The 24,375-nt window shown below is 72.9% G+C and carries 21 protein-coding genes; 14 read left to right on the plus strand and 7 right to left on the minus strand.

Annotation, left to right across the window (positions count from 1 at the left end):
* Window position 1 precedes the first annotated feature (1 nt).
* The 3 genes from OG472_RS41925 to OG472_RS41935 all read right to left on the minus strand — a co-directional run bounded on the left by OG472_RS41925 (window position 2) and on the right by OG472_RS41935 (window position 4,438).
* Window positions 2–1,465, minus strand: a complete 1,464-nt coding sequence (locus OG472_RS41925) for an MFS transporter (protein ID WP_405943041.1) — start codon at window positions 1,463–1,465, stop codon at window positions 2–4.
* Window positions 1,462–2,424 (minus strand): class I SAM-dependent methyltransferase, encoded by a 963-nt coding sequence (locus OG472_RS41930; protein ID WP_405943042.1) that lies wholly within the window; start codon window positions 2,422–2,424, stop codon window positions 1,462–1,464. The genes OG472_RS41925 and OG472_RS41930 overlap by 4 nt, the downstream gene beginning before the upstream one ends.
* Window positions 2,425–2,803: 379 nt before the next feature.
* The gene (locus OG472_RS41935; protein ID WP_405943043.1) at window positions 2,804–4,438 is read right to left on the minus strand and encodes a carboxylesterase/lipase family protein; all 1,635 of its coding nucleotides are present in this window, start codon (window positions 4,436–4,438) and stop codon (window positions 2,804–2,806) included.
* 305 nt (window positions 4,439–4,743) lie between these two features.
* Between OG472_RS41935 and OG472_RS41940 the strand changes: the two genes are divergently transcribed.
* From OG472_RS41940 to OG472_RS41965, 6 genes are read left to right on the plus strand one after another with little or no spacing between them, the layout of a single operon-like run.
* Entirely contained in the window at window positions 4,744–5,919 is a 1,176-nt protein-coding gene (locus tag OG472_RS41940; protein ID WP_405834533.1) for an ABC transporter substrate-binding protein, read from the plus strand.
* 1 nt (window position 5,920) lies between these two features.
* Window positions 5,921–6,799, plus strand: coding sequence for a branched-chain amino acid ABC transporter permease (locus OG472_RS41945; protein ID WP_401611707.1), 879 nt, complete (start codon window positions 5,921–5,923; stop codon window positions 6,797–6,799).
* Window positions 6,796–7,788 (plus strand): branched-chain amino acid ABC transporter permease, encoded by a 993-nt coding sequence (locus tag OG472_RS41950; protein WP_405834536.1) that lies wholly within the window; start codon window positions 6,796–6,798, stop codon window positions 7,786–7,788. The genes OG472_RS41945 and OG472_RS41950 overlap by 4 nt, the downstream gene beginning before the upstream one ends.
* The gene (locus tag OG472_RS41955; RefSeq protein WP_401611701.1) at window positions 7,785–8,564 is read left to right on the plus strand and encodes an ABC transporter ATP-binding protein; all 780 of its coding nucleotides are present in this window, start codon (window positions 7,785–7,787) and stop codon (window positions 8,562–8,564) included. The genes OG472_RS41950 and OG472_RS41955 overlap by 4 nt, the downstream gene beginning before the upstream one ends.
* Window positions 8,561–9,271 (plus strand): ABC transporter ATP-binding protein, encoded by a 711-nt coding sequence (locus OG472_RS41960; protein ID WP_405943044.1) that lies wholly within the window; start codon window positions 8,561–8,563, stop codon window positions 9,269–9,271. Before OG472_RS41955 ends, OG472_RS41960 begins: the two co-directional genes overlap by 4 nt.
* An 18-nt stretch (window positions 9,272–9,289) precedes the next feature.
* Window positions 9,290–9,715, plus strand: coding sequence for a VOC family protein (locus OG472_RS41965; RefSeq protein WP_405943045.1), 426 nt, complete (start codon window positions 9,290–9,292; stop codon window positions 9,713–9,715).
* A gap of 7 nt (window positions 9,716–9,722) precedes the next feature.
* Here the strand turns inward: OG472_RS41965 and OG472_RS41970 are convergent, their stop codons facing one another.
* On the minus strand, window positions 9,723–10,658 hold the full coding sequence (locus tag OG472_RS41970; RefSeq protein ID WP_405943046.1) for a hypothetical protein: 936 nt from the start codon (window positions 10,656–10,658) through the stop codon (window positions 9,723–9,725).
* A 158-nt stretch (window positions 10,659–10,816) separates the two neighbouring features.
* Here OG472_RS41970 and OG472_RS41975 point away from each other — a divergent pair, with 158 nt between their 5' ends.
* Window positions 10,817–11,242, plus strand: coding sequence for a YjbQ family protein (locus tag OG472_RS41975; RefSeq protein ID WP_401611692.1), 426 nt, complete (start codon window positions 10,817–10,819; stop codon window positions 11,240–11,242).
* Between the two features lie 130 nt (window positions 11,243–11,372).
* A complete protein-coding gene (locus OG472_RS41980; protein WP_405943047.1) occupies window positions 11,373–11,747 on the plus strand; it encodes a hypothetical protein in 375 nt (124 codons plus the stop codon).
* Between the two features lie 29 nt (window positions 11,748–11,776).
* Here the strand turns inward: OG472_RS41980 and OG472_RS41985 are convergent, their stop codons facing one another.
* Together OG472_RS41985 and katG are read right to left on the minus strand one after the other, a co-directional pair.
* Window positions 11,777–12,229: a hypothetical protein gene (locus tag OG472_RS41985; RefSeq protein ID WP_405943048.1), complete on the minus strand. Its 453-nt coding sequence runs from the start codon at window positions 12,227–12,229 to the stop codon at window positions 11,777–11,779.
* A gap of 66 nt (window positions 12,230–12,295) precedes the next feature.
* Window positions 12,296–14,536, minus strand: coding sequence for a catalase/peroxidase HPI (gene katG / locus OG472_RS41990; protein WP_405943049.1), 2,241 nt, complete (start codon window positions 14,534–14,536; stop codon window positions 12,296–12,298).
* Between the two features lie 299 nt (window positions 14,537–14,835).
* Between katG and OG472_RS41995 the strand changes: the two genes are divergently transcribed.
* The 6 genes from OG472_RS41995 (at window position 14,836) to OG472_RS42020 (ending at window position 22,383) form a co-directional block, all read left to right on the plus strand.
* Window positions 14,836–15,246, plus strand: coding sequence for a Fur family transcriptional regulator (locus tag OG472_RS41995; RefSeq protein WP_401611683.1), 411 nt, complete (start codon window positions 14,836–14,838; stop codon window positions 15,244–15,246).
* A gap of 78 nt (window positions 15,247–15,324) precedes the next feature.
* Window positions 15,325–15,648: a plasmid stabilization protein gene (locus OG472_RS42000; RefSeq protein ID WP_405943050.1), complete on the plus strand. Its 324-nt coding sequence runs from the start codon at window positions 15,325–15,327 to the stop codon at window positions 15,646–15,648.
* A 14-nt stretch (window positions 15,649–15,662) separates the two neighbouring features.
* A complete protein-coding gene (locus tag OG472_RS42005; protein ID WP_401611678.1) occupies window positions 15,663–16,145 on the plus strand; it encodes a DUF6328 family protein in 483 nt (160 codons plus the stop codon).
* Between the two features lie 193 nt (window positions 16,146–16,338).
* A complete protein-coding gene (locus OG472_RS42010; protein ID WP_405943051.1) occupies window positions 16,339–20,256 on the plus strand; it encodes a Pls/PosA family non-ribosomal peptide synthetase in 3,918 nt (1,305 codons plus the stop codon).
* Window positions 20,257–20,347: 91 nt separating this feature from the next.
* Window positions 20,348–21,763 (plus strand): M1 family metallopeptidase, encoded by a 1,416-nt coding sequence (locus OG472_RS42015; protein WP_401611672.1) that lies wholly within the window; start codon window positions 20,348–20,350, stop codon window positions 21,761–21,763.
* Between the two features lie 65 nt (window positions 21,764–21,828).
* A complete protein-coding gene (locus OG472_RS42020) occupies window positions 21,829–22,383 on the plus strand; it encodes a 2'-5' RNA ligase family protein (RefSeq protein WP_401611670.1) in 555 nt (184 codons plus the stop codon).
* 16 nt (window positions 22,384–22,399) lie between these two features.
* Here the strand turns inward: OG472_RS42020 and OG472_RS42025 are convergent, their stop codons facing one another.
* Window positions 22,400–24,277, minus strand: coding sequence for a protein kinase domain-containing protein (locus OG472_RS42025; protein ID WP_405943052.1), 1,878 nt, complete (start codon window positions 24,275–24,277; stop codon window positions 22,400–22,402).
* Window positions 24,278–24,375: the final 98 nt, after the last annotated feature.

Below are 24,375 nucleotides of genomic sequence, written 5' to 3' on the forward strand. Positions count from 1 at the left end.
CTTACGGACGGCGTACGGCCTCGGGCGTCAGGCCCTGGACCGGAAGCGGCTCCGGTACCGAAGCGGTTTCCCCGGCGGAGGACCGCCCCGGCGTCCCCTCGGGGCCCGGCAGGCGGAACCAGGCGAGGGCCGCGCCCGCCAGGGTCAGCGCGGCCGCGGTCCAGGCCGCCGCCGCCATGCCCCGTACGAACGCGTCGCCCCCGGCGGCGACCGGCGCGGAGTCCCCGGTCGACACGGTGGCCAGGACCGAGCCGAGGACGGCCACGCCCAGCGTGGAACCGACCTGCCGCGAAGCGTCGTTGAGGGCCGAGCCGAGGCCGGAGGACTCCTCCGGAACCGCCGCCATCAGGGTCTCCGTGGCGACGGGAGCCACCAGCCCCGCCCCGAACCCGGCGAGCCCCTCGAAGGCCAGCACGTGGGTGTCGCCGGCGAGGACGGCGCACCCCGCGGCGATCAGGACCAGGCCCGCCGTCACGGATGCCCGGGCCCCGTACCGCTTCGACACCACGGCCGCCGCGCCCGCGCCGACGGCCAGGCCGACGGACAGCGGGGTGATGCGCAGCCCCGCCTCCAACGGGCTCATCCCCCGCACCTGCTGGAGGTACAGCGTGACGATGAACATCGCACCGAACACCGCGAACGACATCAGCGCGAGAGCCACAGAAGCCGCCCCCACCCCACCGTCGCGCGCCACCGCGGGTGGAAGCATCGGCGCCGGGCACCGCCGCTGCCACCAGGCGAACACCGCCATCAGCACGGCCGCCACCAGGAACGCGGCCAGCACGGGCCCGCTGAGCCAGCCCCGCCCGGGCGCCTCGATGATGCCCCACACCAGCGCGAGCAGCCCGCCCGACGACAGCAGGGCCCCCGCCCGGTCGAGCGGCCGCGGGCGCGGGCCGGTGGACTCGGGAACGAACACCACCGCGACCGCGAACACGGCGAGCGCCACCGGCACATTGAGCCAGAAGGCCGCCCGCCAGGAGCTGTGCTCCACCAGCCAGCCGCCCGCGACCGGCCCGGTGAGCGTGCCGATCCCGGCCACGGCGGCCCACAGCGACATCGCCCGGCGACGGTCGGCGGCGGCCTCCCGGAACACGTGGGCGATGGTCGCCAGCGTCGCGGGCATGAACAGCGCGGCGCCCAGCCCCATCCCGCACCGGGCCGCCACCACCTGCGCGGGGCTGTCGGCCAGCGCCCCGCCCAGGGAGGCGAGGGCGCAGACGGCCAGCCCGGCGAGGAAGGCCCGCCTCCTGCCGTACGAGTCGCTCAGCGTTCCGGCGGCCAGCACGCAGGCGCCGAGGGTGAGGGCGTAACCGTCGACGATCCACTGGGTCTCGGCCATGGACGGGCCGAGGTCCTGCCGGAGCCCGGGGATCGCCACGTTCAGCACGGTGAAGTCCAGGCCGATCAGGAACAGCGCCGAGCAGACGACCGCCGTCGCCGCCCACGCCCCGCGCCGGGTCACGATACGGACCCCACTGCACCGCCGCGCACCGCCGGGGCCGTCCTCAGGGGCTCGTCACGCCGTCGGAACCCGATCCGGTAGAGCGTGGCCGCGCGTCGCAGGAACGTGCTCTCGGACGCCCGCAGGTACAGCCGGTAGCGCCTGAAGCCTTCCGGCCCCACCAGCTCATCCGCCTGCTCGCGCGCTCGCAGCAACCGCGCCGACCAGCCGCGCAGCGTCCGTGCGTAGTCGTCGGGCGAGGCGCTCAGCACGGTGACCGAGAAGTACGGGTCGCAGGCCGCGGTGATCTCGGCCAGCCGGGGCAGGGTCATCCCGGGGAAGATGCTCGCGGCCACGAACCGGCCCACCGGCCCGTCCGGCCCGGTCTGGTCGTCGTACGCGATGGTCTGCAGGGACATCCGACCGCCGGGCTTCAGCCAGCCGTGGCACTTCTCGAAGTACGCGCCGTAGACGGCGAGGCGTTGTTCCGCGCCCATGCGGTCGGTGACGAAGTGCTCGAACGCCCCCACCGAAACGATTCCGTCGTACGGCCGGACGGCGGTGTGCGCGTCCCAGCTTTCCAGCAGGGGCAGCACGCCGGGCAGAGCCCGGTCGGTCATGTGGGCGTGCTGGGCGGGGGAGAGGGTGAGCCCGGTGACCTGCTGCACCCGTCCCGAGCCGACGGCGTGGGCCGCCATGCCGCCCCAGCCGCAGCCGACGTCGAGGAGCCGGAACCCGGTGCTGTGGCCCCGGGCGCCCGCCAGGTCCAGGTGGTGATCGAGCTTGGCGCGCTGTGCACGGGCGAGAACGTCCCCGTCGGCAGGGTCACCGTCGATGCCGTCCCACAGGGCCGCCGAATAGCTCATCGTGCGGTCGAGCCAGAGGGCGTAGAACTCGTTGCCGACGTCGTAGTGGAATGCGATGTCGGCAGGGCTCGTGCCGGACCGGGCGGCGGGCGCGTGGGGAATGGTCGTGGTCATGCCGCTCCCGAATGCGTCCGGCCGATGCCCCGGGAACAGGGCGAAGCGGGCAACCGCACGGGCAGCACGAGGAGTTGACGGGCCTTCATGCTTCTGAAGGGGGGCCTGGGCTCGCTGGTCCGGGAGACACCGGCCCACACGGAATCGATCTTCACGGAAGGTGATCATGGTGCGACGCACGGTGATCGCGCAAACCGGCTCACCCGAAAGGGTCCCCCGGAGGCGGACCGGCTCACCCGGGCCCGGCGCCGTCGGGCCCGAGGCCGACGGTGATGACGACTCCGGCTCGCGTCCAGGCCGGCCTTCGGGCGCACCCGCGCGTGCGGCCTCCCGGCCGGGTCCTGCTCCGGGAGGGCCGCTCGCCCTGGGCTCGTGCCTCTCAGCGTCCCGTCGACTGGTGCAGGCGCCGCCAGTACCCGGCGAGGTCGTCGACGGCGGAGGTGACCGAGTCCAGCCGCATCGTGGTGCGGGAACTGCGCTCGTAGCGCGCCCAGTTCGGCATGGGGCCGTGGTTGGGGTCGCCGGTGCGGATGAAGGAGATCCAGGATGCGTGCATGGTCGAGGCCAGGCCGTCACGGACCCGGGGGTTCAGTCCCGCCAGGAACGGCGCCTGCGACCACTTGTCGAAGTTGTTGAACGCGAAGGGCAGCTCCAGGCAGTGCGCGGCCCCCAGCTGACCGTTCTCGGCGGGCGTCGGAAGGTCGAACTGGTACGCCCAGACCGGCCGCCCGCGGGCCGCCCGCCGCTCCGCCAGCGACACCGCCGGCATGCGGAACAGGTCGTCGCCGACCAGGTCCATGAGCACGTCGAGCGGGCGGGCGCCCGGCCGGGCCTCCTCGTACGCGGTGTAGGCCTCGCCCGCCCGCGCTCCGAAGGTGTTCCGCGCCCGCGCGAGCACCTGGTCCTTGGTCACGCCGGTGTACTCCGGGTTGAGCGCGAAGGCGAAGTTGGCCTCCTCCCGGGTCCAGCCGATGAGGACGTCGATGTCCGCCCCGGGGCCGCTGAGCAGCAGGTCGGCCGGGTTGCGGTCCAGCGTCACCTCGTCGATCACCGGAAGGTACGGGGTCGACCAGTACCCCCACTGCTTGGTGCGGCCGAACATCCCGAAGGTGGCGGCGACCAGCTGCGGCCAGGGCACGTCCCGCAGCGCGGCCACGTCCGGCGCCTTGAGGATCTCGAGAAAGGCTCCGCTGCGCTGCAGCGACTCCGCCCGGGTGGGGATCTTCAGCCCGAGCGGCGGGCTCTGCAGGATGGCCCGCCGGAACAGCGGGCGGCCGGCGGGCCGTGCACCGGCGAGTGCCGCCACCGAGAAGGCGCCGCCGGACTGTCCCGCGAGCGTGATGTTGTCCGGGTCGCCGCCGAACCCGGCGATGTTGTCCCGTACCCAGCGCAGCGCGGCGAGCTGGTCGGTGAACCAGAAGTTCCCGCCGGCGCCGTCCTCGCCGAAGTAGAGGTATCCCAGCGGGCCCAGGCGGTAGTTGAGGGTCACGACGACGAGATCGCCGTTGCGCGCGAAGGTCTCGCCGGAGTAGTTGGGCAGTGAGCCGGAACCCGAGATGAAGCCGCCGCCGTGGATCCAGACCAGCACGGGGCGCTTGCCGGCATCGGCCGCGGGGGTCCAGACGTTGAGCGTCAGGCAGTCCTCGCTGAACGGGGGCGCGCCGTGGTTGCCGAGCGGCCCGCCGCCCCCTTCGGGCTGCGGTGCGCTCGGGCCGAAGGCGGTCGCCTCGCGCGTCCCCTGCCATCCGGGGTGCGGCTGGGCGGGCCGCCACCTGAGGGCGCCGACAGGGGGCGCCGCGTAGGGCACGCCCTTGAACACGGCGAGCCCTCCCTCGACGACTCCGCGCAGTCGGCCCGCGGGCAGGTCCACGACGGGCGAGGGCTCGTTCGCCCGGGGTGCGGCCTGCGCCGCGTGAGCGCCCGGGAGGCCGCCCGGAAGGCCGGTGAGGAATGCGGCGCCGGCCAGCACCCCGCTGTTCTTGAGGATTCTGCGCCGCGATGGATCGTCGGTCATGGTGCTTCACTCCCTGACGGATCGGGGGCCCGCTGCCGTGACGGCATAGCGTGAATTTGACGAGGGTCAGTGCTACGGCATATGAACCGCCCGGGTCAAGGGATGGAACGAGCCCGCCGTGCATATCTTGCGAACTATTGACGAGCGTCGTCATTGCACGATAGACACGTGTCACCTCGACCCCGCACCTCTCTCCCGGGACCGGTCGGGCACCCCCACTCCGCACCCCCGTTCCGCACCACCATTCCGCACCCCATCGGCACCATCCGGTCCGCCAGGACCGGGTCACAACGTACGGAGTCCCCATGGCAGGTCGGTTTCGCCCCGTAGGTCTGATCACCGCAGTCACCGGCCTCTTGCTGGCCACGGCATGCGGCGGTGCCAGCCTCGGGAACGGCGACGGCAGCAAGCAGAGCGGGCCCGTGAAGATCGGGCTCCTGGTCCCGCAGTCCGGGACCTACAAGGCGCTCGGCGACGACATGAAGCAGGGCTTCGAGCTCTACCTCGCACAGCACGGCGGCCGGCTCGGCGGCCGCGAGGTCCAGATCGTGGTCGCGGACGAGGGGGAGACCGCCGACTCCGGCAAGGCGGCGGCCGAGAAGCTGGTCAAGCAGGACCGGGTCCTCGCGGTCAGCGGGGTGGTCAGCTCGGCCACCATCAACGGGGTCAAGGACCTCTTCGAGACCAGCAAGGTCCCGCTCGTCGGCTCCAACGCCTCACCCACGACCCTGACCGGGACCAAGTACGTCTGGCGCACCTCCTACGTCAACGACGAGCCGGGCGAGGCCCTGGGCAAGCACGTCGCCGAGAAGGCGGGCGGCCCGGTCTTCCTCATCGCCGCCGGCTACCAGGCGGGCAAGGACGAGATCGAGGGCTTCAAGTCCACCTTCCTCCCCGCGGGCGGCAAGATCGCGGGGGAGGAGGTCTACACCCCGTTCCCGGCCACCAAGAACTTCCAGCCCTACCTCGCGCAGATCGAGAACTCCGGCGCCAAGGCCGTCTTCTGCTTCTACGCCGGCGGCGCGGCCGTCGACTTCGTGAAGCAGTACCGGGACTTCGGACTGGCCGGCAAGATCCCGCTCTACGCCCCCGGCTTCCTCACCGAGGGCGGCGTCCTGAAGGGGCAGGGAGAGGCGGCCACCGGCATCCTCACCGCGCTCAACTACAGCGCCGACCTGGACAACGCCGCCAACAAGCAGTTCGCACCGGCCTACCGCACCGCCTACGGCGCCGACCCGACGACCTACGCGATGGCCTCCTGGGACGCGGCACAGGTGCTCGACAAGGCGATCAAGGCGGCCGGCGGCACGGTGACCCCGGAGACGGTCAACTCCGCCATCGCCACGGTGGGGGACATCGACAGCCCGCGCGGCACCTGGCGGTTCAACAGCGGCGGCACGCCCGTGCAGCCCTGGTACCTGCGGGAGGTCCGGCAGGGAGCCAACACCGTCGCCGGCGACCTCGGCCGGCTGGGCGGCTGACATGGGCGGATGGCTGGACGGCAACGTCGTCAGCGTCGTCGACGGAGTCGCCTTCGGACTGCTGCTGTTCACGATCGCAGTGGGCCTCTCCCTGGTCTTCGGCATGATGGACGTCCTCAACCTGGCGCACGGCACGCTCTACCTCGCCGGCGCCTACACCGCCTACGCACTCTCCGACGGCACCCTGCCGGGCCTCCTCCTCGCCCTGGCGGCCGGGGCCCTGGTGGGCGCACTCGGGGGAGCGGCGCTGACGGCGCTCACCCAGCCGCTGGCCCGGCGCGGGCACCTGGACCAGGCCGTGCTCACCCTCGGCATCACCTTCATCGTCGCCGACCTCCTCGCCGCCGCCTTCGGCGGCGAGGTGCTCCCCACCGACCCGCCCACCTCGCTGCGCGGCACGGTGGACCTCCTCGGCCACACGTATCCGGTGTACCGGCTGGTGTTCATCGCCGTCGCCGCAGCCCTCGCCACCATCGTGTACCTCGTCTTCGAACGCAGCTCGCTCGGAGCCCTGGTACGGGCCACCGTCGCGGACCGCGACATGGTCCGCGCCCAGGGCGTCGACATCCGCAAGGTGCTCTACGGAGTCTTCGCCGCCGGCGCTGCCCTGGCAGCGGTCGGCGGGGTCCTCGGCGCACCGATCCTGGGTCCGGGCCCGGGCGTCGACGAGAGCGTGCTCGTCCTCTCGCTCGTCGTCGTGGTCGTCGGCGGCCTCGGCTCCGTGCGCGGCGCACTCGCAGGAGCCCTGCTCATCGGCCAGGTCCAGACGCTCGGCGTGGCCCTGCTCCCCGAGTACGCGCCCTTCCTCCTCTTCGGCACCATGCTGCTCGTGCTCGTGGTCCGCCCGCACGGCCTCGTCGCATCGGCGGTGCGCACATGAGCCACTCCGCACCGTCCGGTTCGACGAGGCCGGGCTCCGCGACCCGGCGACTGCTGGTCACCGCCGTGGTCGCCGGACTCGCCCTGGCCCCCTTCCTCCTCGGCTCGTACGCCATCGGCACCCTCTCCAGGGTCCTCGTCTTCGCCCTGCTCGCCCTGAGCGTGAACCTGCTCACCGGCCTGACCGGACTGCCGACCCTCGGCCAGTCCGCGTACTTCGGCGTCGGCGCCTACACGGCGGCGATCGTCGCGACCCGGCTCACCGACATCGGTGCACTCCAACTCCTCATCGCCGCAGGCGTGTCCGCGCTGGTGGCCGTGCCGACCGGGTGGCTCGCCGTCCGGGCCCGCGGCGTGGTGTTCCTCATGCTGACCCTGGCCATCGGCGAGATCGCCTACAGCGCCGCGGTCAACTGGAAGTCTCTGACCAACGGCAGCGACGGCATGTCCGGCATCCCGCCCGTCGTACCGCTGCCCGGCCTGCCCCCGCTGGAACTCGACGGGCTGGTCTACTTCTACGTACTGGCCGTGTTCCTCCTGCTCTTCGCAGCCGTCAGCCGCCTCGGCTCCACCCCCTTCGCCCTCGCCCTGCGCGGAATCCGCGACAACGAGGCCCGCATGAAGGCCATCGGCTACCCCACCCGGCGGTACGCCCTGACCGTCTACTGCGGCGCCGCGGCGCTGGCCGGCGCCGCCGGGTCGCTGTGGGTCTCCGTACAGCGGTTCGTCTCGCCCGGCGACGCCGGATTCGAGATAGCCGCCCTGGCGCTGCTGGCCGTCGTCATCGGCGGCCCGGGCTCGATGTGGGGAGCATGCGCCGCGGCCGCGCTGATCTGGACGACCCGCGACCACCTCGGCAACCTCGAGGCCGTCGCCGGACGAGGACCGCTGCTGCTCGGGCTGCTCTTCGTCATCGCCGTCTACACACTGCCCCGCGGACTGGCCGGCGTACGGCTCCCGTCGAGGCCGACCCGGAAGAGGACGGCGTGACCGATCCCGCACCACATCTCCTGGAACTGCGCGGAGTCTCGAAGCACTTCGGGTCCTTCCGAGCCGTCGACCAGGTCAGCTTCACCGTGCGCCCCGGCGCGCGCCACGCCGTCATCGGCCCGAACGGCGCCGGCAAGTCCACCCTGTTCGGCCTCGTCTCCGGAACCCTGCCCGCCACCGCCGGATCCCTGCTCCTCGACGGGCGGGACGTGACCCGGCTGCCCGTGCACCGACGGGTCGGGCTCGGCATCGCCGCGACCTTCCAGCACTCCAGCCTCTTCCTGCGGGAGACAGTGCTGGAGAACGTCCTGCTCGCCGCGCTGCGCCGGGCCGCAGCCGGTACCGGAACGGGGCTCGGCGGCCGGCGGAGGGCCGGTGCCCGGACCGCCGCGACCGCGCAGGCGCGCACACTGCTGGAGCGCGTCGGCCTGCCCACCCGGCACGACCTGCCGGCGGCGGAGCTCTCGCACGGCGAACGGCGACAGCTGGAGGTCGCCGTGGCGCTCGCCACCGAACCGAGGCTGCTGCTCCTGGACGAACCCGCCGCCGGCATGTCCCCGGCCGAGACGGAGCGGCTGACGAAGCTGATCGCCGCCCTGCCCGCAGAGGTGACCGTGCTCCTGGTCGAACACGACCTCGACATGGTCTTCGAACTCGCCGACACCGTCACCGTCATGCACCTCGGAAACCACCTCACCACCGGCTCCCCGGACGAAGTACGGGCCTCCGCCGAGGTCCAGAGCGCCTACCTGGGCACCACGGAGGTCTCCTCGTGAACCCGTTCCTCAGCGTGCGCGGCCTGCGCTCCGGATACGCCGGCGGCGTCGTGCTGGGCGGCGTCGACCTCGATCTCGAAGCGGGCGGGACCCTCGCCGTCCTCGGGCGCAACGGAGTCGGGAAGACCACCCTCATCTCGACCGTCATGGGATTCGTCCGGCCCTACGAGGGCAGCGTCGAGCTCGACGGCCGGGAGATCGGCGGAGCCCGCGTCGACGTGATCGCCCGGGCCGGGGTGGGCGTCGTCCCGCAGGGGCGCCGGGTGTTCGCACCGCTGACCGTGGCCGAACACCTCGCGATCGCCGCGCCGCGGCGCCGCACGCGGGGGCCGTGGACCAGCGCGCGCATCCTCGACCTGCTGCCGCGGCTGGGGGAGCGGCTGGGGCATCGCGGCGACCAGCTCTCCGGAGGAGAACAGCAGATGCTCGCGATCGCCCGGGCCCTGCTGGGCAATCCGCGGCTGCTGCTCCTCGACGAACCGTCCGACGGGCTCGCCCCGGCGATCGTCGCGCAGGTCGGCGAGGTGATCCGCGAGGTGAGCGCGCAGGGCATGACGGTCGTCCTCGTCGAGCAGAACCTGGGGCTGGCCCTGTCCGCCGCCCAGCAGGTGGCCGTCATGCAGAAGGGCCGCATCGTGCACCGGGCGGACGCGGCCGAGTTCGCGTCCCGCCCCGACGACCGGCGGCGTCTGCTGGGCGTCGACTGACACCGGAAGGAATGACCGATGGCTCCCTCTCCCGACCGCGAACCACCGTTCACCGCCCTCGGCCGCACGGTGGTGCTCGTCGCGGACGCCGAAGCCGCCCTGGCCTTCTACCGGGACGTCCTCGGCTTCGCGGTGCTGCACGACCGGACGGCCGACGGCTACCGCTACCTCCACATCGGTCTGCCCGGCCCGACCGGACAGCCGGCGGTCGGCCTCTGGCTGATGCCGGCGGCCACGGCCCGGGAGCGCGACCTGATCGGCCGTCAGTGCGGCGGCCAGCCCATGCTCGTCCTGTACACGGACGACGTGCGCCGGACCGGAACGCGCCTGCGCGCCAGCGGCGTGCGGGTGTGGAACGAACGGGTGGGGGACGCGGGCCGCTCCCTGCACTTCGCCGACCTGTACGGCAACGTCATCGTGGCGGCGCAACTGACCGGCTCCTAGGCCGGCCCTATCCGGGCGTGTCCCGGCCGCTGTCGCGCAGGGCCCGGGCGAGGTGGCGGGCGGTGTCGCGGGTCCGGCGCGGTACGCCGCGGCCGCCTTCGACGAGCCGGGCGGCGCGGCCCATCGTCCGCAGTGCCCGTACGGACCCGACGGCGGGCACGGCGTCCGTCAGGGCCGCCATGGCCGTGCCGGTCTCGCGCCAGTCGCCCGCCCGGGCCAGGACCCGGGCGAGCTCCGCGGCGAACAGCACACGGTAGGCCGGGCCGTCACCGTCGGCGTACGCGGCGCCGTGGAGGAGGGCGGCCGCCGTCTCCAGGTCCCCCAGCGCGGCCCGCACCAGCCCCTGGTGGCCTTCGAGCTCGGGCCGGTCGAACCACCAGGCCCAGGACGGGTCCCGGCCCGTCGGCGGGTCCGCGAGCAGCTCGGCGGCGGTGCGCAGGGCCCGCCCGGCCTCGGGCCCGCGCCCCAGCCGGGCCAGGGCCCGCCCCGCCCGCACCTGGAAGATCGCCGCGACGCGCCCGGGAAGGTCCTCGCGGGCCAGCACGGACGAGGCGATCCGCAGCGAACTCCCGGGCCGCCCCAGATGCTCCTCCTGCATCGCCAGCACCGCGAGGATCAGGGGTTCCACGGTGGCCGGTCCGGCCCCGCGGCTGCCCCGGGCCAGCTCCAGGGCCCGGAGGTGGAGCCGCCGCGACACGGCGTGCCGTTCGGCGTCGAAGGCGATCCACGCGGCGACCTGGAACAGTTCGGCGCGCGCGTCCCGCCCCGCGTCGTCCGCCCCGGCGTCGCCCCGCCCCGCGTCACCCCGTACGGGGGCGGCGCGGCCGACCGTACGGACCGCGTCCAGGGCCGCGCCCACCGCCCACCGCGCCCCGGCCGCCACGTCGAGCGCGACCAGCTCCTCCGTCAAGGCCTTCACCTCGGCCACCGACACCTCGGGCACCGCCGGCCCCCCTTCCGTCGATCGGCCTGCCACTTCGCGGGCCCGGTGCCGTGCAGGACCTCAGACAGGAGCCCACCCCCTGTGATCATCGTAGGCGGCCCGGCCGACACCGGCCGTGGCTGCACGGCTGCGGGAAGCCGCGGCGTGAGGATGGGGCCATGCCCGACACCTTCGCTTCGCGCACCATCGACGTGACGACCGGGGAGCGGGAGACGGTCCACGACCTGACCGCTGCCTGCGCCGCCTTCCTCGGGGAGGTGGCACAGGGCCGGTGCGGACTGCTGAACGTCTTCACGCCCCACGCGACCGCCGGCCTCGCCGTCATCGAGACGGGAGCGGGCAGCGACGACGACCTCCTGACGGCCCTGCGGTCCCTCCTGCCCGCCGATGAGCGCTGGCGGCACCGGCACGGATCCCCCGGCCACGGGCGGGACCACGTACTGCCCGCAATCGTTCCGCCCCACGCGACGCTGCCCGTGATCGACGGAACGCTCGCGCTGGGCACCTGGCAGTCCGTCACCCTGGTGGACACCAACCGGGACAACCCCCGGCGCCAGGTCCGCCTGTCCTTCCTCGGCTGCTGAAGGGGCGTCAGGGAGGGGCGCAGAGGTGAAGACGTCACCATCATGACAGGTCAGACGGCGTTTTCGTAGGACCAAGGGCACAGGCGGATTGTCTTGTTCGGACCCCTGTGCGGCTTTGAGAATCACCGTCATGACTCACTCAGCGCACCCCAGCCACGACGCAGTTCTCCGAGCCCGAGTGGCCCTCCTCGGATCACAGGCGCTGCCGGTCCGTCAGGAGGTCGCGGCCTACCGCGTGCTCGCCCAGGTGAGCCCGCTGGCGTACCTGCCCCTGCTGACCGGCGCGCTGCACGAATACAGCCGCCAGGAGTTCGCCGATCAGCCGGAGATAGCCCTGGCCCTGCGTGCGGAGGCCGTCGCCGCCGCCCGCCGCATGCACTCCATGGAGCCCGACCGGGCGAACCTGCTGGTCGGCGCGCTGCTCCGCTACAAGAAGCAGCTGACGGTGATGGATCGGCAGGTGGAACTCGACGCTGTGGAAAGGGAGTTGGCCCAGCTCGTGTGACCGCTCTCACCTGCGCCCGGCGCGCTCGGTCACCAGCGCCAGGTGAGTGCTTCGCCTTCCGCGACCGCGGACCAGCGCTGCGCCGCGCGGTCGAGCGCGGCCGAGGCCAGGGCGGTCTGCCGGTCGTCGAGGGGACTGCGGCCCAGCCCCCGTCCGTCCGTGGGCAGCCCCGACCAGGCGCGGTAGGCCCAGTTGACGCAGAGCTCGGCCTGCATGACCGCTTCGCCCTTGCGCCGCAGGACCTTCAGTCCCGACCTGCGGTGGCGGGTCGGCCCGACCGGTTCGAATCCTTCGAAGGTGGCGCCCTCCGCCGTGGCACCCCAGAAGCCGTCGGTGATTCCGAGCGCACTCTCGACCGCAGCGTGCACGAGGTCGTGGGGCATGGTCGGGCCGGTCGGCCGGGCCGCCAGCCGGACGTCCGGGCCCCGCCGGTCCCGTACCTCGAGCTCGTGACGGTTGTCCGGAAGCTTCCGGAAGATCATTTCCAAGGTTCCGCCTCCTAGGGCGTCCGGGCCGGCCGGGGTGGGCCGGCCGGCCCGGACGTCAGGTCACACGAGGTCGAACCGGTCCAGGTTCATCACCTTGTCCCACGCGGCGACGAAGTCCTTCACGAACTTCCCCTTCGCGTCGTCGCTCGCGTAGACCTCCGCGAGCGCCCGCAGCTCCGAGTTGGACCCGAAGACCAGGTCGGCACGGGTGCCGGTCCACTTGACGGCGCCCGTGGCGGCGTCACGCCCCTCGAAGGTGCTCTCGTCCCCGGCCGTCGCCTTCCACGTCGTCCCCAGGTCGAGCAGGTTGACGAAGAAGTCGTTGGTCAGGGACCCGGGGGAGGTGGTGAAGACGCCGTGCGAGGACTGCTGGTGGTTCGCGCCCAGCACGCGCAGGCCACCGACCAGGACGGTCAGCTCGGGGGCGCTCAGGTTCAGCAGGTTCGCCCGGTCGAGCAGCAGGTACTCGGCCGGCAGCCGGTTGCCCTTCCCGAGGTAGTTGCGGAACCCGTCGGCGGTCGGCTCCAGCGCCGCGAACGACTCCACGTCCGTCTGTTCCTGCGCCGCGTCCGCACGGCCCGGCGTGAAGGGCACCGTGACGTCGAAGCCGGCGTCCTCGGCGGCCTGCTCGACGGCGGCCGCACCGGCGAGCACGATCAGGTCGGCGAGCGAGATCCGCTTGCCGCCGGCCTGGGCGGCATTGAAGGACTCCCGGATCGCCGTCAGCGTACGCAGCACCGTCGCCAACTGGTCGGGCTCGTTGACCTCCCACCCGCTCTGGGGCTGGAGCCGGATGCGGGCGCCGTTGGCGCCGCCGCGCTTGTCGCTGCCGCGGAACGACGAGGCCGAGGCCCACGCCGTGGACACGAGCTGGGACACCGTCAGGTCCGAGGCGAGGACCTGCTCCTTGAGGGAGGCGATGTCGCCGGCGTCGACGAGCTCGTGCGTCACCGGCGGGAGCGGGTCCTGCCACAGCAGCGTCTCGGCGGGGACCTCCGGGCCCAGGTAGCGCACGACCGGGCCCATGTCGCGGTGGGTCAGCTTGAACCACGCGCGGGCGAAGGCGTCCGCGAACTCGGCGGGGTTCTCCAGGAAGCGCCGGGAGATCTGCTCGTAGGCCGGGTCGATCCGCAGCGAGAGGTCGGTGGTCAGCATCGTCGGAGCGTGGGTCTTGGACGCGTCGTGGGCGTCGGGCACGGTCCCCGCGCCGGCCCCCTCCCTGGGCCGCCACTGGTGGGCGCCCGCGGGGCTCTTGAACAGCTCCCACTCGTAGCCGAAGAGGATCTCGAAGAAGCTGTTGTCCCAGGTGATCGGGGTGTTGGTCCAGATGCCCTCGAGACCGCTGGTGATCGCGTCGGCGCCCTTGCCGGTACCGAAGGAGTTCGCCCAGCCGAGCCCCTGCTGCTCGATGGAGGCGGCCTCGGGGTCGGCGCCGACGCTCTCCGCCGGGCCCGCGCCGTGGGTCTTGCCGAAGGTGTGGCCGCCCGCGATCAGGGCGACGGTCTCCTCGTCGTTCATCGCCATCCGGCGGAACGTCTCACGGATGTCGCGCGCGGCGGCCAGCGGGTCCGGAGTGCCGTTCGGGCCCTCCGGGTTGACGTAGATGAGGCCCATCTGGACCGCGCCGAGCGGGTTCTCCAGCTCGCGGTCGCCGGTGTAGCGCTCGTTGTCGAGCCAGGTGGTCTCGGGACCCCAGTAGACGTCCTCGTCGGGCTCCCAGACGTCCGCGCGGCCGCCGCCGAAGCCGAAGGTCTCGAAGCCCATCTGCTCCAGGGCCACGTTGCCGGTCAGGATCATCAGGTCGGCCCACGACAGGCTCTGGCCGTACTTCTTCTTGACCGGCCACAGGAGCCGGCGGGCCTTGTCGAGGTTCCCGTTGTCGGGCCAGCTGTTGAGCGGCGCGAAACGCTGCTGGCCGGCGCCGGCGCCACCGCGGCCGTCGCTGATCCGGTAGGTGCCGGCGCTGTGCCAGGCCATCCGGATCATGAAGGGGCCGTAGTGGCCGAAGTCGGCGGGCCACCAGTCCTGGGAGGTGGTCAGCACCTCCGCGATGTCCTGTTTCACCGCCGGGAGATCGAGGGTCTTGAAGGCCTCGGCGTAGTCGAACTCCTCGCCCAGCGGATTGGCCACGGCGGGGTTCTTGGCGAGGATCTTGAGGTTGAGCCGTTCCGGCCACCACTGACGGTTTCCGCCGCCCTGGGTCGGATGCGGGGCACGCTCGTGTGCGACCGGGCAGCCGCCGCCCTCCGACTTGGCGTCTACGACGATTGCATCGTGGTTCTCGGCATGGTTCTCGGACATGGGAATCCTTCCGTACCAGGCGGATCGCGGTGTTCAGGAACTGAAGGCGAGGAAACTGTCGGGCAAGGGCCCCGTGCACGGCCTCGGCCTCGTCGGTCGGTTCGACGCCGAGGCGGTCACCGTCCCGGACGGTGTCACCTGCCGCTCTGGAGTCTTCCTGTCTCTTGGCTATCTACGAAACCGATCCTACGATGGACGGAATCCAAGTCAAGAAGCACACCAAGCCCATATCCGATCGGATCCCGGACGTCCGCAGATGAACTCCGGGTACCCGTCGAACCTGAAACAGGTGAGCCGATATGAGTGACCTGCTGCAGCGGCTGCGAGGGCGTGGCTGGCGGATGACGTCCCAGCGGCGCGTGATCGCGGAGGTCCTCGACGGCGACCACGTGCACCTCACGGCTGACGAGGTGCACGCCCGCGCGGCCGAGCGGCTGCCCGAGATCTCCCGGGCCACCGTCTACAACGCCCTCGGTGAGCTGGTCGCCCTCGGCGAGGTCATGGAGGTCACCACCGACGGCCGAGCCAAGCGCTACGACCCCAACGCGCACCACCCGCACCAGCACCTGGTGTGCTCCGGCTGTGGCCTGATCCGCGACGTCCACCCGACGGGAAGCCCGCTGGCCGGCCTCCCGGCGGAGGAGCGCTTCGGCTTCACGGTGTCCGGGGTCGAGGTCACCTACCGAGGTCTGTGCCCGGCCTGCGCCTAAGGGGCCGGGAGGGGCCGGGGAGTGAGCGGGCGCCGAGCGGGTAGGCGCCGCACACCTGGTTCCGACCGAGGAGTCGCCATGCCCCGCAGTTTCAGCCCGAAGCGCGAACGCCAGTACGAACACATCAAGGAGAGCGCGCAGAAGCGCGGCGAGAGCACCGGGCGTGCCGAGGAGATCGCCGCGCGAACGGTCAACAAGGAACGGGCCCGCGCCGGAGAGTCCAAGACGGCCAGCAGGACGTCGCTCCAGGACATGTCCTCCGCCCGACGCGGCGGACAGCGCTCCCACAGCGGCGCGCAGGGACCCACGTACGACCAGCTCTACGAGGAGGCCAAGCGCCGCAACCTGCACGGCCGCTCCTCCATGAACAAGGCCGAGCTCAAGCGCAAACTCGGCCATTGACCCGTGGAGGCGCCATGTCGCAGGCCCCCGACGGGAGAAGCGAGAGCGAGGAAGAACGCGCGGACCGGCAGTGGCAGGAGCTGATCCAGGAGATCCGCGTCGCCCAGACGGGCGTGCAGATCCTCTTCGGTTTCCTGCTGACGGTCGTGTTCACCCCCCTCTTCCACGCACTTCCGCAGACCGACAAGACCATCTACATCGTCACCGTCCTGCTCGGCGCCCTGGCGACCGGCGCGCTCATCGGGCCCGTCGCCTTCCACCGCATCGTCTCGGGCCGGCGCATCAAGCGCGAGGCGGTGGCCTGGGCCTCGCGGCTCACCTTCACCGGGCTCGTCCTGCTGCTGGCCACCTGCACCTCGGCCCTGCTCCTGGTCCTGAGGGTGGCCACCCACGACGCCCTCGTGCCCTGGCTCGTGGCCGGAGTGCTGGCCTGGTACCTCCTGTGCTGGTTCGTCCTCCCGCTGTGGGCGCGAATCCGGTACACCGCCGAACAATGACCCGTCCGTTCACGACCCGTTCACCACGGTGCGGCGCCTTCGTTCCTTCCCGGCCACACGCCAGGCTTCAACCAGAAAATCCTTGATGCCGCACTAGACTGGTGGGTTGTTTGGCGCTGGAACGGAACAACCCGGGCAGACCTGGGCTCCGCCGGCGACCCGGACGGTTTCCGGGAACGAGACGCGAGGGCCGATGGCTGCAACACCTGAGCACGGTGAACTCACTCTGCTCGACGGCGGGGACGCGTACGGGGCCGAGTGCGGGGAGTCCGGCAAATCCGCCCGGTTCTCCGCCGGACCCGCCGCCCCGACGCGCACCCTCGTCGACATCTTCGAAGCCTCCGTACGGGCGTACCCCGACGAGCTCGCCCTGGACGACGGCACCACCCGGTTGACCTACCGGGCGCTGGCCGCCGAGGTCGAGCGCCGCCGACGGGCCCTCGCGGCCGCCGGGGTGGGCCTCGGCGACCGGGTCGGGGTGCGCGTCCCCTCCGGCACCAACGAGCTGTACGCGGGCATCCTCGCCGTACTCGCCGCGGGCGCCGCCTACGTGCCGGTCGACGCCGAGGACCCGGACGAGCGCGCCGAGCTGGTCTTCGGCGAGGCCGGGGTACGGGCCGTGCTGGGCGCCGGAGCGCGTATCGACGTCACCGACCCCGCCGACGCCGGAGCGGCCGCCGCCCGGCCCGGCCCCGAGCACGACGCCTGGATCATCTTCACCTCCGGCTCCACCGGCAAGCCCAAGGGCGTCGCCGTCAGCCACCGCAGCGCCGCCGCCTTCGTGGACGCCGAGGCCGCGCTGTTCCTCACCGAGGAGCCGATCGGCCCCGGCGACCGCGTCATGGCCGGGCTGTCCGTCGCCTTCGACGCCTCCTGCGAGGAGATGTGGCTCGCCTGGCGCTACGGCGCCTGCCTCGTGCCCGTCCCGCGCTCCCAGGTCCGCAGCGGCGCCGACCTCGGCCCCTGGCTGGCGGACCAGGAGATCACCGTGGTCTCCACCGTGCCGACCCTGGCCGCGCTCTGGGAGCCCGAGACCCTCAACGAGGTCCGGCTGCTGATCTTCGGCGGTGAGGCCTGCCCGCCCGAGCTCACCCAGCGCCTGGTCACCGAGGGCCGCGAGGTCTGGAACACCTACGGCCCCACCGAGGCCACCGTCGTCGCCTGCGCCGCGCTCCTCACCGGCGAGGAACCGATCCGGATCGGCCTGCCGCTGGCCGGCTGGGAACTGGCCGTGGTCGACGAATCCGGCGAGCCCGTCCCGATGGGCGGCAGCGGCCAGCTCGTCATCGGCGGCGTCGGCCTCGCCCGCTACCTCGACCCGGAGAAGGACGCCGAGAAGTACGCCCCCCTGGAATCCCTCGGCTGGCAGCGCGCCTACCGCAGCGGCGACCTCGTCCGCGCCGAACCGGAGGGCCTGGTCTTCCTCGGCCGCGCCGACGAGCAGATCAAGCTCGGCGGCCGCCGGATCGAGCTGGGCGAGGTGGACGCCGCACTGCAGGCCCTGCCCGGTGTCGCCGGCGCGGCCGCAGCCGTCCGCACCGCCCGCAGCGGCAACCAGCTGCTCGTCGGCTACCTCGTCACCCAGGAGGGCTGGGACCACGCGGCGGCGGTCGAGCGACTGCGCGCCGAGCTGCCGGCCGCCCTCGTACCCCTGCTCGCGCCGGTCGAGGAGCTGCCGACCCGCACCTCCGGCAAGGTGGACCGCGACGCGCTGCCCTGGCCCCTGCCCGAACTGGAGACCACCGGTCCCGCCGAGCAGCTCTACGGCACCGAGGCATGGCTCGCCGAGCAGTGGAGCGAGACCCTCGGCGTGGCCGTCACCGGCGCCGCCGACGATTTCTTCGCGATCGGCGGCAACAGCCTCGCAGCCGCCCAGCTCACCACCCGGCTGCGCACCCGCTACCCGAGCGCGGCCGTACTCGACATCTACCAGCAGCCCACCCTGCGCAAGCTGGCCCGGCGGCTGGAGAAGTCCGTCCCGGACGACGGCGCGGCCCGGACCGTCGCCCCGGTGCCGCTCCGCTCCAAGGTCGTCCAGTCGCTCCTGCTGCTCCCGCTCTTCACCCTGGTCGGCCTGCGCTGGACGGTGGCGCTGCTCGCCCTGGGCAACGTCCTGCACCGGTTCGGGCCCTACCCGTGGGCGCCGACCGCGTCCTGGTGGCTCGTCGCCGCCGGAGCCGCGCTGCTCTTCAGCCCGCCCGGGCGCCTCGCGATCGCGGCCGGCGGCGCCCGGCTGCTGCTGCGCGGGGTGAAGGCGGGCCGCTACCCGCGCGGCGGAAGCGTGCACCTGAGGCTGTGGACGGCCGAGCGGCTCGCCGAGTACGTCGGCGCGACCTCACTCACCGGCTCCTGGCTGGAACGCTACGGGCGGGCCCTCGGCGCCAAGATCGGCCCCGAGGTGGACCTGCACTCCCTGCCCCCGGTCACGGGCCTGCTCAAACTCGGCCGCGGCTGCGCCGTGGAGTCCGAGGTGGACCTCTCCGGGCACTGGCTGGACGGGGACCGGCTGGAGATCGGCACGGTCAAGGTCGGCGCCGGCGCGGTGGTCGGCACCCGCAGCATCCTCTTCCCCGGCGCCCGCGTCGGCAAGCGGGCCGAGGTGGCCCCCGGCTCGGCCGTGGTCGGCCAGATCCCCACCGGCCAGCGCTGGGCCGGAGCGCCCGCCGGCAAGCTCGGCAAGGCCAAGCGCAACTGGCCCAAGGAACGCCCGCCGCGTTCGGTCCACTGGCGGGCCATGTACGGAGCGACCGGCTTCAGCCTCACGGCCCTGCCCGTGCTGGCCACCGTGCCCGCCCTGCTCGTGGTGAGCCGGTTCGTGCCCGCCGACGCCGGCCTCGTCCAGGCCCTGCGCGGAGCGCTGATCGCCGTCGTCCCGGGGGCGCTCGCCTTCGGGTTCGCCTACGCGCTGCTGCTGCTGGTCTCCGTACGGCTGCTCAGCCTCGGACTGCGCACGGGCAACCATCCGACGCACAGCAGGGTCGGCTGGCAGGCCTGGACGGTCACCCAGCTGATGGACCTGTCCCGGGAGACCCTCTTCCCCCTCTACGCCGGGCTGATCACCCCCGTGTGGCTGCGGCTGCTCGGCATGAAGATCGGCCGGGGCGCGGAGGTGTCCACGGTGCTCGCGCTGCCGAGCCTCACCACCGTGGGCGAAGGCGCGTTCCTCGCCGACGACACCCTGACCGCCCCCTACGAACTGGGCGGCGGCTGGGTGCGGATCGGACACTCCGAGATCGGCCGCCGGGCCTTCCTCGGCAACTCCGGAATGACCGCCCCCGGCCGTACCGTGCCGGACGACGGGCTGGTCGGAGTCCTGTCCGCCACCCCGAAGAAGGCCAAGAAGGGCAGCTCGTACCTGGGCCTGCCCCCCGTCCGGCTGCCGCGGTCCACCGCCGACGCCGACCAGAGCCGGACGTACGATCCGCCCGCGCACCTGCTGTGGGCGCGCGGCCTGGTGGAGCTGTGCCGGCTCGTCCCCGTCTTCTGCTCGGCCGCGCTGGCCGTCCTGACCGTGGCGGCGCTCTGCGCGCTGATCACGGTGACCGGGCTGGGGATCTGGGGAGCCGCGCTGCTCTCCGGGGCGGTCCTGCTGGCCGCCGGTCTGGCCGCCTGCGCAGTGGCGGTGGCCGCGAAGTGGCTGCTGGTGGGCCGCCACCGGGTGGGCGAGCACCCGCTGTGGAGCGCCTTCGTATGGCGCAACGAGCTGGCCGACACCTTCGTCGAGGTACTGGCCGTGCCGTGGCTGGTCGGATCCGTGCCCGGAACTCCGCTGCTGGCCCTGTGGCTGCGGGCGCTGGGTGCCCGGATCGGCCGCGGCGTGTGGTGCGAGAGCTACTGGCTGCCCGAAACGGACCTGGTGGAGCTGGGCGCCGCGGTCAGCGTGAACCGCGGCTGTGTGTTGCAGACACACCTCTTCCACGACCGGATCTTGAGGACGGATACTGTGGTCCTCCGCGAGGGCGCCACCCTGGGCCCGGGCGGCATCGTCCTGCCCGGCAGCACGGTCGGGGCCCGCAGCACACTGGGTCCCGCCTCTCTCGTGATGGCCGGGGAATCCGTCCCCGCCGATACCCGCTGGCTGGGCAATCCGATCGAGGCGTGGCGGTCCTGAAAGGACTGCACCTGCGGTGGTCGGAAGCGGCAGTGGCGGCAGCAGGACACCAGCACGTCGTACGAGCACAGCGCAGGGAGCGGAAGCGGCAGTGAGCGCCCAGAAGACAGAGGCATCGGACCCGTACTTTCCGGCCAACGGCGACTCCCGTTACCGAGTGCACCGGTACGAACTCGCTCTGGAATACCGTCCCGGCCCCAACCGGCTGGCCGGGACGGCCAGGCTCAGCGCCATCGCCGGGCGGGCACCGCTCGCGGAGTTCCACCTCAACCTGGCCGAGTTCAGAATAGGACGCGTCCTGGTCAACGGACGGGCGCCGCATTACACCCACCGCGGCGGCAAGCTCCGCATCCGGCCGGCCAAGCCGCTGCCCGCCGGCGCCGCCTTCACCGTGGAAGTGCACTGGGCGGGCAACCCCAAGCCGGTGCGCAGCCCCTGGGGCGGCCTGGGCTGGGAGGAACTGACCGACGGCGCGCTGGTGGCCAGCCAGCCGGTCGGCGCCCCCTCCTGGTACCCGTGCAACGACCGGCCCGCCGACAAGGCCTCATACCACATCTCCGTCAACACGCCCTCCGCCTACACGGTCGTGGCCGGCGGCCGGCTGCTCACCCGGACCACCAGAGCCAGCACCACCACCTGGGTGTACGAGCAGTCCGCGCCCACCTCCAGCTACCTCGTCGGCCTGTCCATCGGCATGCACCAGACGGTGCTGCTCGGCGACCCCGGGCTCGGCGGCGTTCCGCAGAGCGCCCACGTGCCCGCGCACCTGCTGCCGCAGTTCTCCCGCGACTTCGCCCGGCAGCCCGCGATGATGCAGCTGTTCGAGGAACTGTTCGGCCCCTATCCCTTCGGCGAGTACACGGTGGTCGTCGCCGACGAGGAACTGGACGTACCGGTCGAGGCCCAGGGCCTCTCCCTGTTCGGCACCAACCACGTGGACGGCGCGCGCGGTTCGGAACGGCTCATCGCCCACGAGCTCGCGCACCAGTGGTTCGGCAACAGCGTGACCATCGCCGACTGGCGGCACATCTGGCTGAACGAGGGCTTCGCGAAGTACGCCGAATGGCTCTGGTCGGAGCGCTCCGGCGGGCGCACCGCCCACGAGCTGGCGGCCATCGCACACCGGCTGCTGGCCACGCAGCCGCAGGACCTGCGGCTGGCCGACCCGGGCCGCAAGCTGATGTTCGACGACCGCCTGTACCAGCGCGGGGGCCTCGCCGTGCACGCGATCCGCTGCGCCCTCGGTGACGGCGCGTTCTTCCGCATGCTGCGCGACTGGGTCACCGTCCACCGCAACGGGGTGGTGACCACCGCCGGCTTCACCACGCATGCGGCCCGCTACGCCGCGGAACCGCTCGACGACCTCTTCTCGGCCTGGCTGTACACGCCGGCGCTCCCGCCCCTGCCCTCACCGCCGCCCCTGCCGTCGATACCGGCGAAGCCCGGCTACCCCCCGACGAACGGCAGGCCCGGCAAGGGCCGCGGCCGGGGCCGCACCTCCGCGTAGCGCCGCATCGCCCGGTGGGGAAAGGCCACCCGCCGTCCGGAGCGGAGGTGACACCATGCGGTGTCATGGCAGATGACAGCACCAGCGTGTTCGAGGCGGGCCAGACGGGACTCGTCGTCCGGATCCCGGAGGCGGAGCCGGTCGCCCGGGCCTGGCGGGAACGGCTCGACCCCTCGGCCCACGACGGGGTTCCCGCACATGTCACCGTGCTCTTCCCGTTCCTGGACGAGAGCCGCGTGGACGAGCACGTCCACGCGGCCCTCGCAGACCTGCTGGGCCGCCACCAGGCGTTCGACCTGCGGTTCGCGAAGTGCGGGCGGTTCCCGGACGTGCTGTACCTCGTCCCCGAGCCGGACACGGGATTGCGGCAGCTCACCCGGGCGATCGCGGACCGCTGGCCCGAGGCTCCGCCGTACGGCGGCCGGTTCGCCGAGGTCGTGCCCCACCTGACCATCGCCCAAGGCCGGTCAGGGGCCGCCGTCCTGGAGGAGATCGAGGCCGGCCTCGCCGACGGGCTCCCGTTCACCTCCCACGTCTCGTCCGTGGAACTCATGGTCCACGACGGCACGGGGTGGCAGGAGCGGGCCTCGTTCGCACTCGGAGAACGAAGCGGTCCGTGAGGCCCGTACCGGGGCCCTAGCCCTGCCTCGTCCAGCGCTGCGACGCCTCCCCGCCGCACGACTTCGTCACCAGGCCGCCGGCCATCCCCAGGTCGAGGCAGCCCCCGCCGTAGTCGCTCCGGAGGCTGCCGTTCGAGCCCGTGCGCCAGATCCGGCCGATGTCCTGGGCGCAGTCGCCCACGAAGACGGCCTGGCCGAGCCCGTTGGAGTACAGGCACTGGCCGCTCTGCTGGTTGACGAGCTTGAAGCTCCCGTCCGACCTGCCCTGCACAGTCCAGCGGGCGGACCCGTCCGAGCACTCGCCGAAGTCCGAGGCCCCGAAGACCTGGGTGATGCACTTGCTGTTGTTGCCGTTGCGGTAGCGGTAGGTGCCTGACGCGGGGGGCGCCGGAGGTGCCGGGGCGGTGGGGGCGGTGGACGTCCCGCCGCCGGACGGGCGCGTACTGCCGGTGCCGCCCGCGTTCGCGGAGTTCCCGGATCCGGCCGGGCCTCCGGAGCCGCCCGGGCCGGTCTGGGCGCCGCCGCCCGGGCCGGGACCGGGTCCGGGGCCCTGTCCGGTGCCCGCGGCGGCCGCGTTCGGAGGAACGCCGCCGGCCCCGCCCTGTGCCTGGTCCGGGGCAGGTGACTGCGCGGGTGACGCCGTTGCCGCCGGGCTGCCGCCCGTGGCCGTCGGCGGCGTCGGGTCGGCCGGCGCGGTGACCGAGCTGTGCGGGGCGTTCCCCGCCTCGGCCTGCGGTGAGCCCGTGTGCGGCAGGTACTGGATGGCGAGCGTCGTGCCGCCCGCGACCACCACGACGGGGAAGACGGCCAGCAGGACGCGGGTACGGCGGCGCCGCTCCGGCCGCCCGGGCCGCTCCGGACGGGGCGCGGCGGGTGCGGGCGCCGGCCCGGGATCATCCGGTTCCTTCCCGGACCCCTTCTCCGGTGCCGGTTCCGGCTTCTCGCCCGTGAGCGGCAGCGTCGGTACGTCGACCTCCTGCACGTTCGCGGCGAAGGCGGCCCGCTCTGTCAGCCGCTCGGCGACGGCCGCCGGCCAGAGCGGCTCGGTGAACGGGCCGTGCTGCGAGGCGCGTTCGAGGAGCTGGGCCGCGGTGGGACGGGCGTCGGGGTCCTTGTCGAGACAGGCCGCGACGAGGTCGGCGAGCTCCGGCTCCACCTCCCGCAACGGCTCCAGGTCGGGCTCCTCGTGGACGATCCGGTACAGCACGCCGTGTCCCGACTCGTCGCCGAAGGGCGGCTGGCCGCAGGCCGCGTACGCGAGGACCGAGCCCAGCGCGAAGACGTCGGTGGCGCCGCTCAACCGCCGTCTGCCCGAGGCCTGTTCCGGAGCCATGTAGGCGGGCGTGCCCACCACCATGCCGGTCCTGGTCAGCTGGCTCTGTTCCGCGGCCCGGGCGACGCCGAAGTCGATGAGGGTGAGACCGTCGAGCGTCAGCATGACGTTGGACGGCTTGAGGTCCCGGTGCACCATGTCCAGCGCGTGCACCGACGCCAGGCCCGCCGCCGCCTCCCGCAGCAGCAGCCACAGCGCGTCCGCGGGCAGCGGGCCGCCGTGCAGCCCGATGGCCTCCCGCAGGGTGAGCCCGGGGATGTACGCGGTGGCGAACCACGGCGGGCTCGCGGTGCGGTCGCTGTCGAGCAGCGGCGCGGTGGCCTCCGCAGGCAGCCGGGCGAGGTTGTCGAGCTCGTGCCCGAAACGCCGCAGGAAGTCCTCGTCCTCGCCGACGACGGAGGACAGGAGCTGCTTGACGGCGACGTACCGGCCGTCCCGGACCCCGAGGTACACCCGCCCCATGCCGCCGGCCCCGAGCCGGCCCGCCAGCGGAATCGCCCCGATCCGGCGCGGATCCCCCGGCTCCAGCGGCTCGGCCCCGCTCCCCGTCAGCTCTAACACGTCTTCCCCGCCCGAAATTAGAATCAGTTTCTAGGAATCTAACCCGATGATCCCGCAACGGCAACGCGCCCGGCTGCGCGCCGACTTGGCGCTTTTCT

The organism is Streptomyces sp. NBC_00207 (assembly GCF_045160965.1).
Taxonomy (GTDB): Bacteria; Actinomycetota; Actinomycetes; order Streptomycetales; family Streptomycetaceae; genus Streptomyces.

Coding starts and splice junctions, on each gene's coding strand:
- OG472_RS41930 (WP_405943042.1), bottom strand. CDS start 2,424: ATGACCACGACCATTCCCCACGCGCCCGCCGCCCGGTCCGGCACGAGC.
- OG472_RS41935 (WP_405943043.1), bottom strand. CDS start 4,438: ATGACCGACGATCCATCGCGGCGCAGAATCCTCAAGAACAGCGGGGTG.
- OG472_RS41940 (WP_405834533.1), top strand. CDS start 4,744: ATGGCAGGTCGGTTTCGCCCCGTAGGTCTGATCACCGCAGTCACCGGC.
- OG472_RS41945 (WP_401611707.1), top strand. CDS start 5,921: ATGGGCGGATGGCTGGACGGCAACGTCGTCAGCGTCGTCGACGGAGTC.
- OG472_RS41950 (WP_405834536.1), top strand. CDS start 6,796: ATGAGCCACTCCGCACCGTCCGGTTCGACGAGGCCGGGCTCCGCGACC.
- OG472_RS41965 (WP_405943045.1), top strand. CDS start 9,290: ATGGCTCCCTCTCCCGACCGCGAACCACCGTTCACCGCCCTCGGCCGC.
- OG472_RS41975 (WP_401611692.1), top strand. CDS start 10,817: ATGCCCGACACCTTCGCTTCGCGCACCATCGACGTGACGACCGGGGAG.
- OG472_RS41980 (WP_405943047.1), top strand. CDS start 11,373: ATGACTCACTCAGCGCACCCCAGCCACGACGCAGTTCTCCGAGCCCGA.
- OG472_RS41985 (WP_405943048.1), bottom strand. CDS start 12,229: ATGATCTTCCGGAAGCTTCCGGACAACCGTCACGAGCTCGAGGTACGG.
- katG (WP_405943049.1), bottom strand. CDS start 14,536: ATGTCCGAGAACCATGCCGAGAACCACGATGCAATCGTCGTAGACGCC.
- OG472_RS41995 (WP_401611683.1), top strand. CDS start 14,836: ATGAGTGACCTGCTGCAGCGGCTGCGAGGGCGTGGCTGGCGGATGACG.
- OG472_RS42000 (WP_405943050.1), top strand. CDS start 15,325: ATGCCCCGCAGTTTCAGCCCGAAGCGCGAACGCCAGTACGAACACATC.
- OG472_RS42005 (WP_401611678.1), top strand. CDS start 15,663: ATGTCGCAGGCCCCCGACGGGAGAAGCGAGAGCGAGGAAGAACGCGCG.
- OG472_RS42010 (WP_405943051.1), top strand. CDS start 16,339: ATGGCTGCAACACCTGAGCACGGTGAACTCACTCTGCTCGACGGCGGG.
- OG472_RS42020 (WP_401611670.1), top strand. CDS start 21,829: ATGGCAGATGACAGCACCAGCGTGTTCGAGGCGGGCCAGACGGGACTC.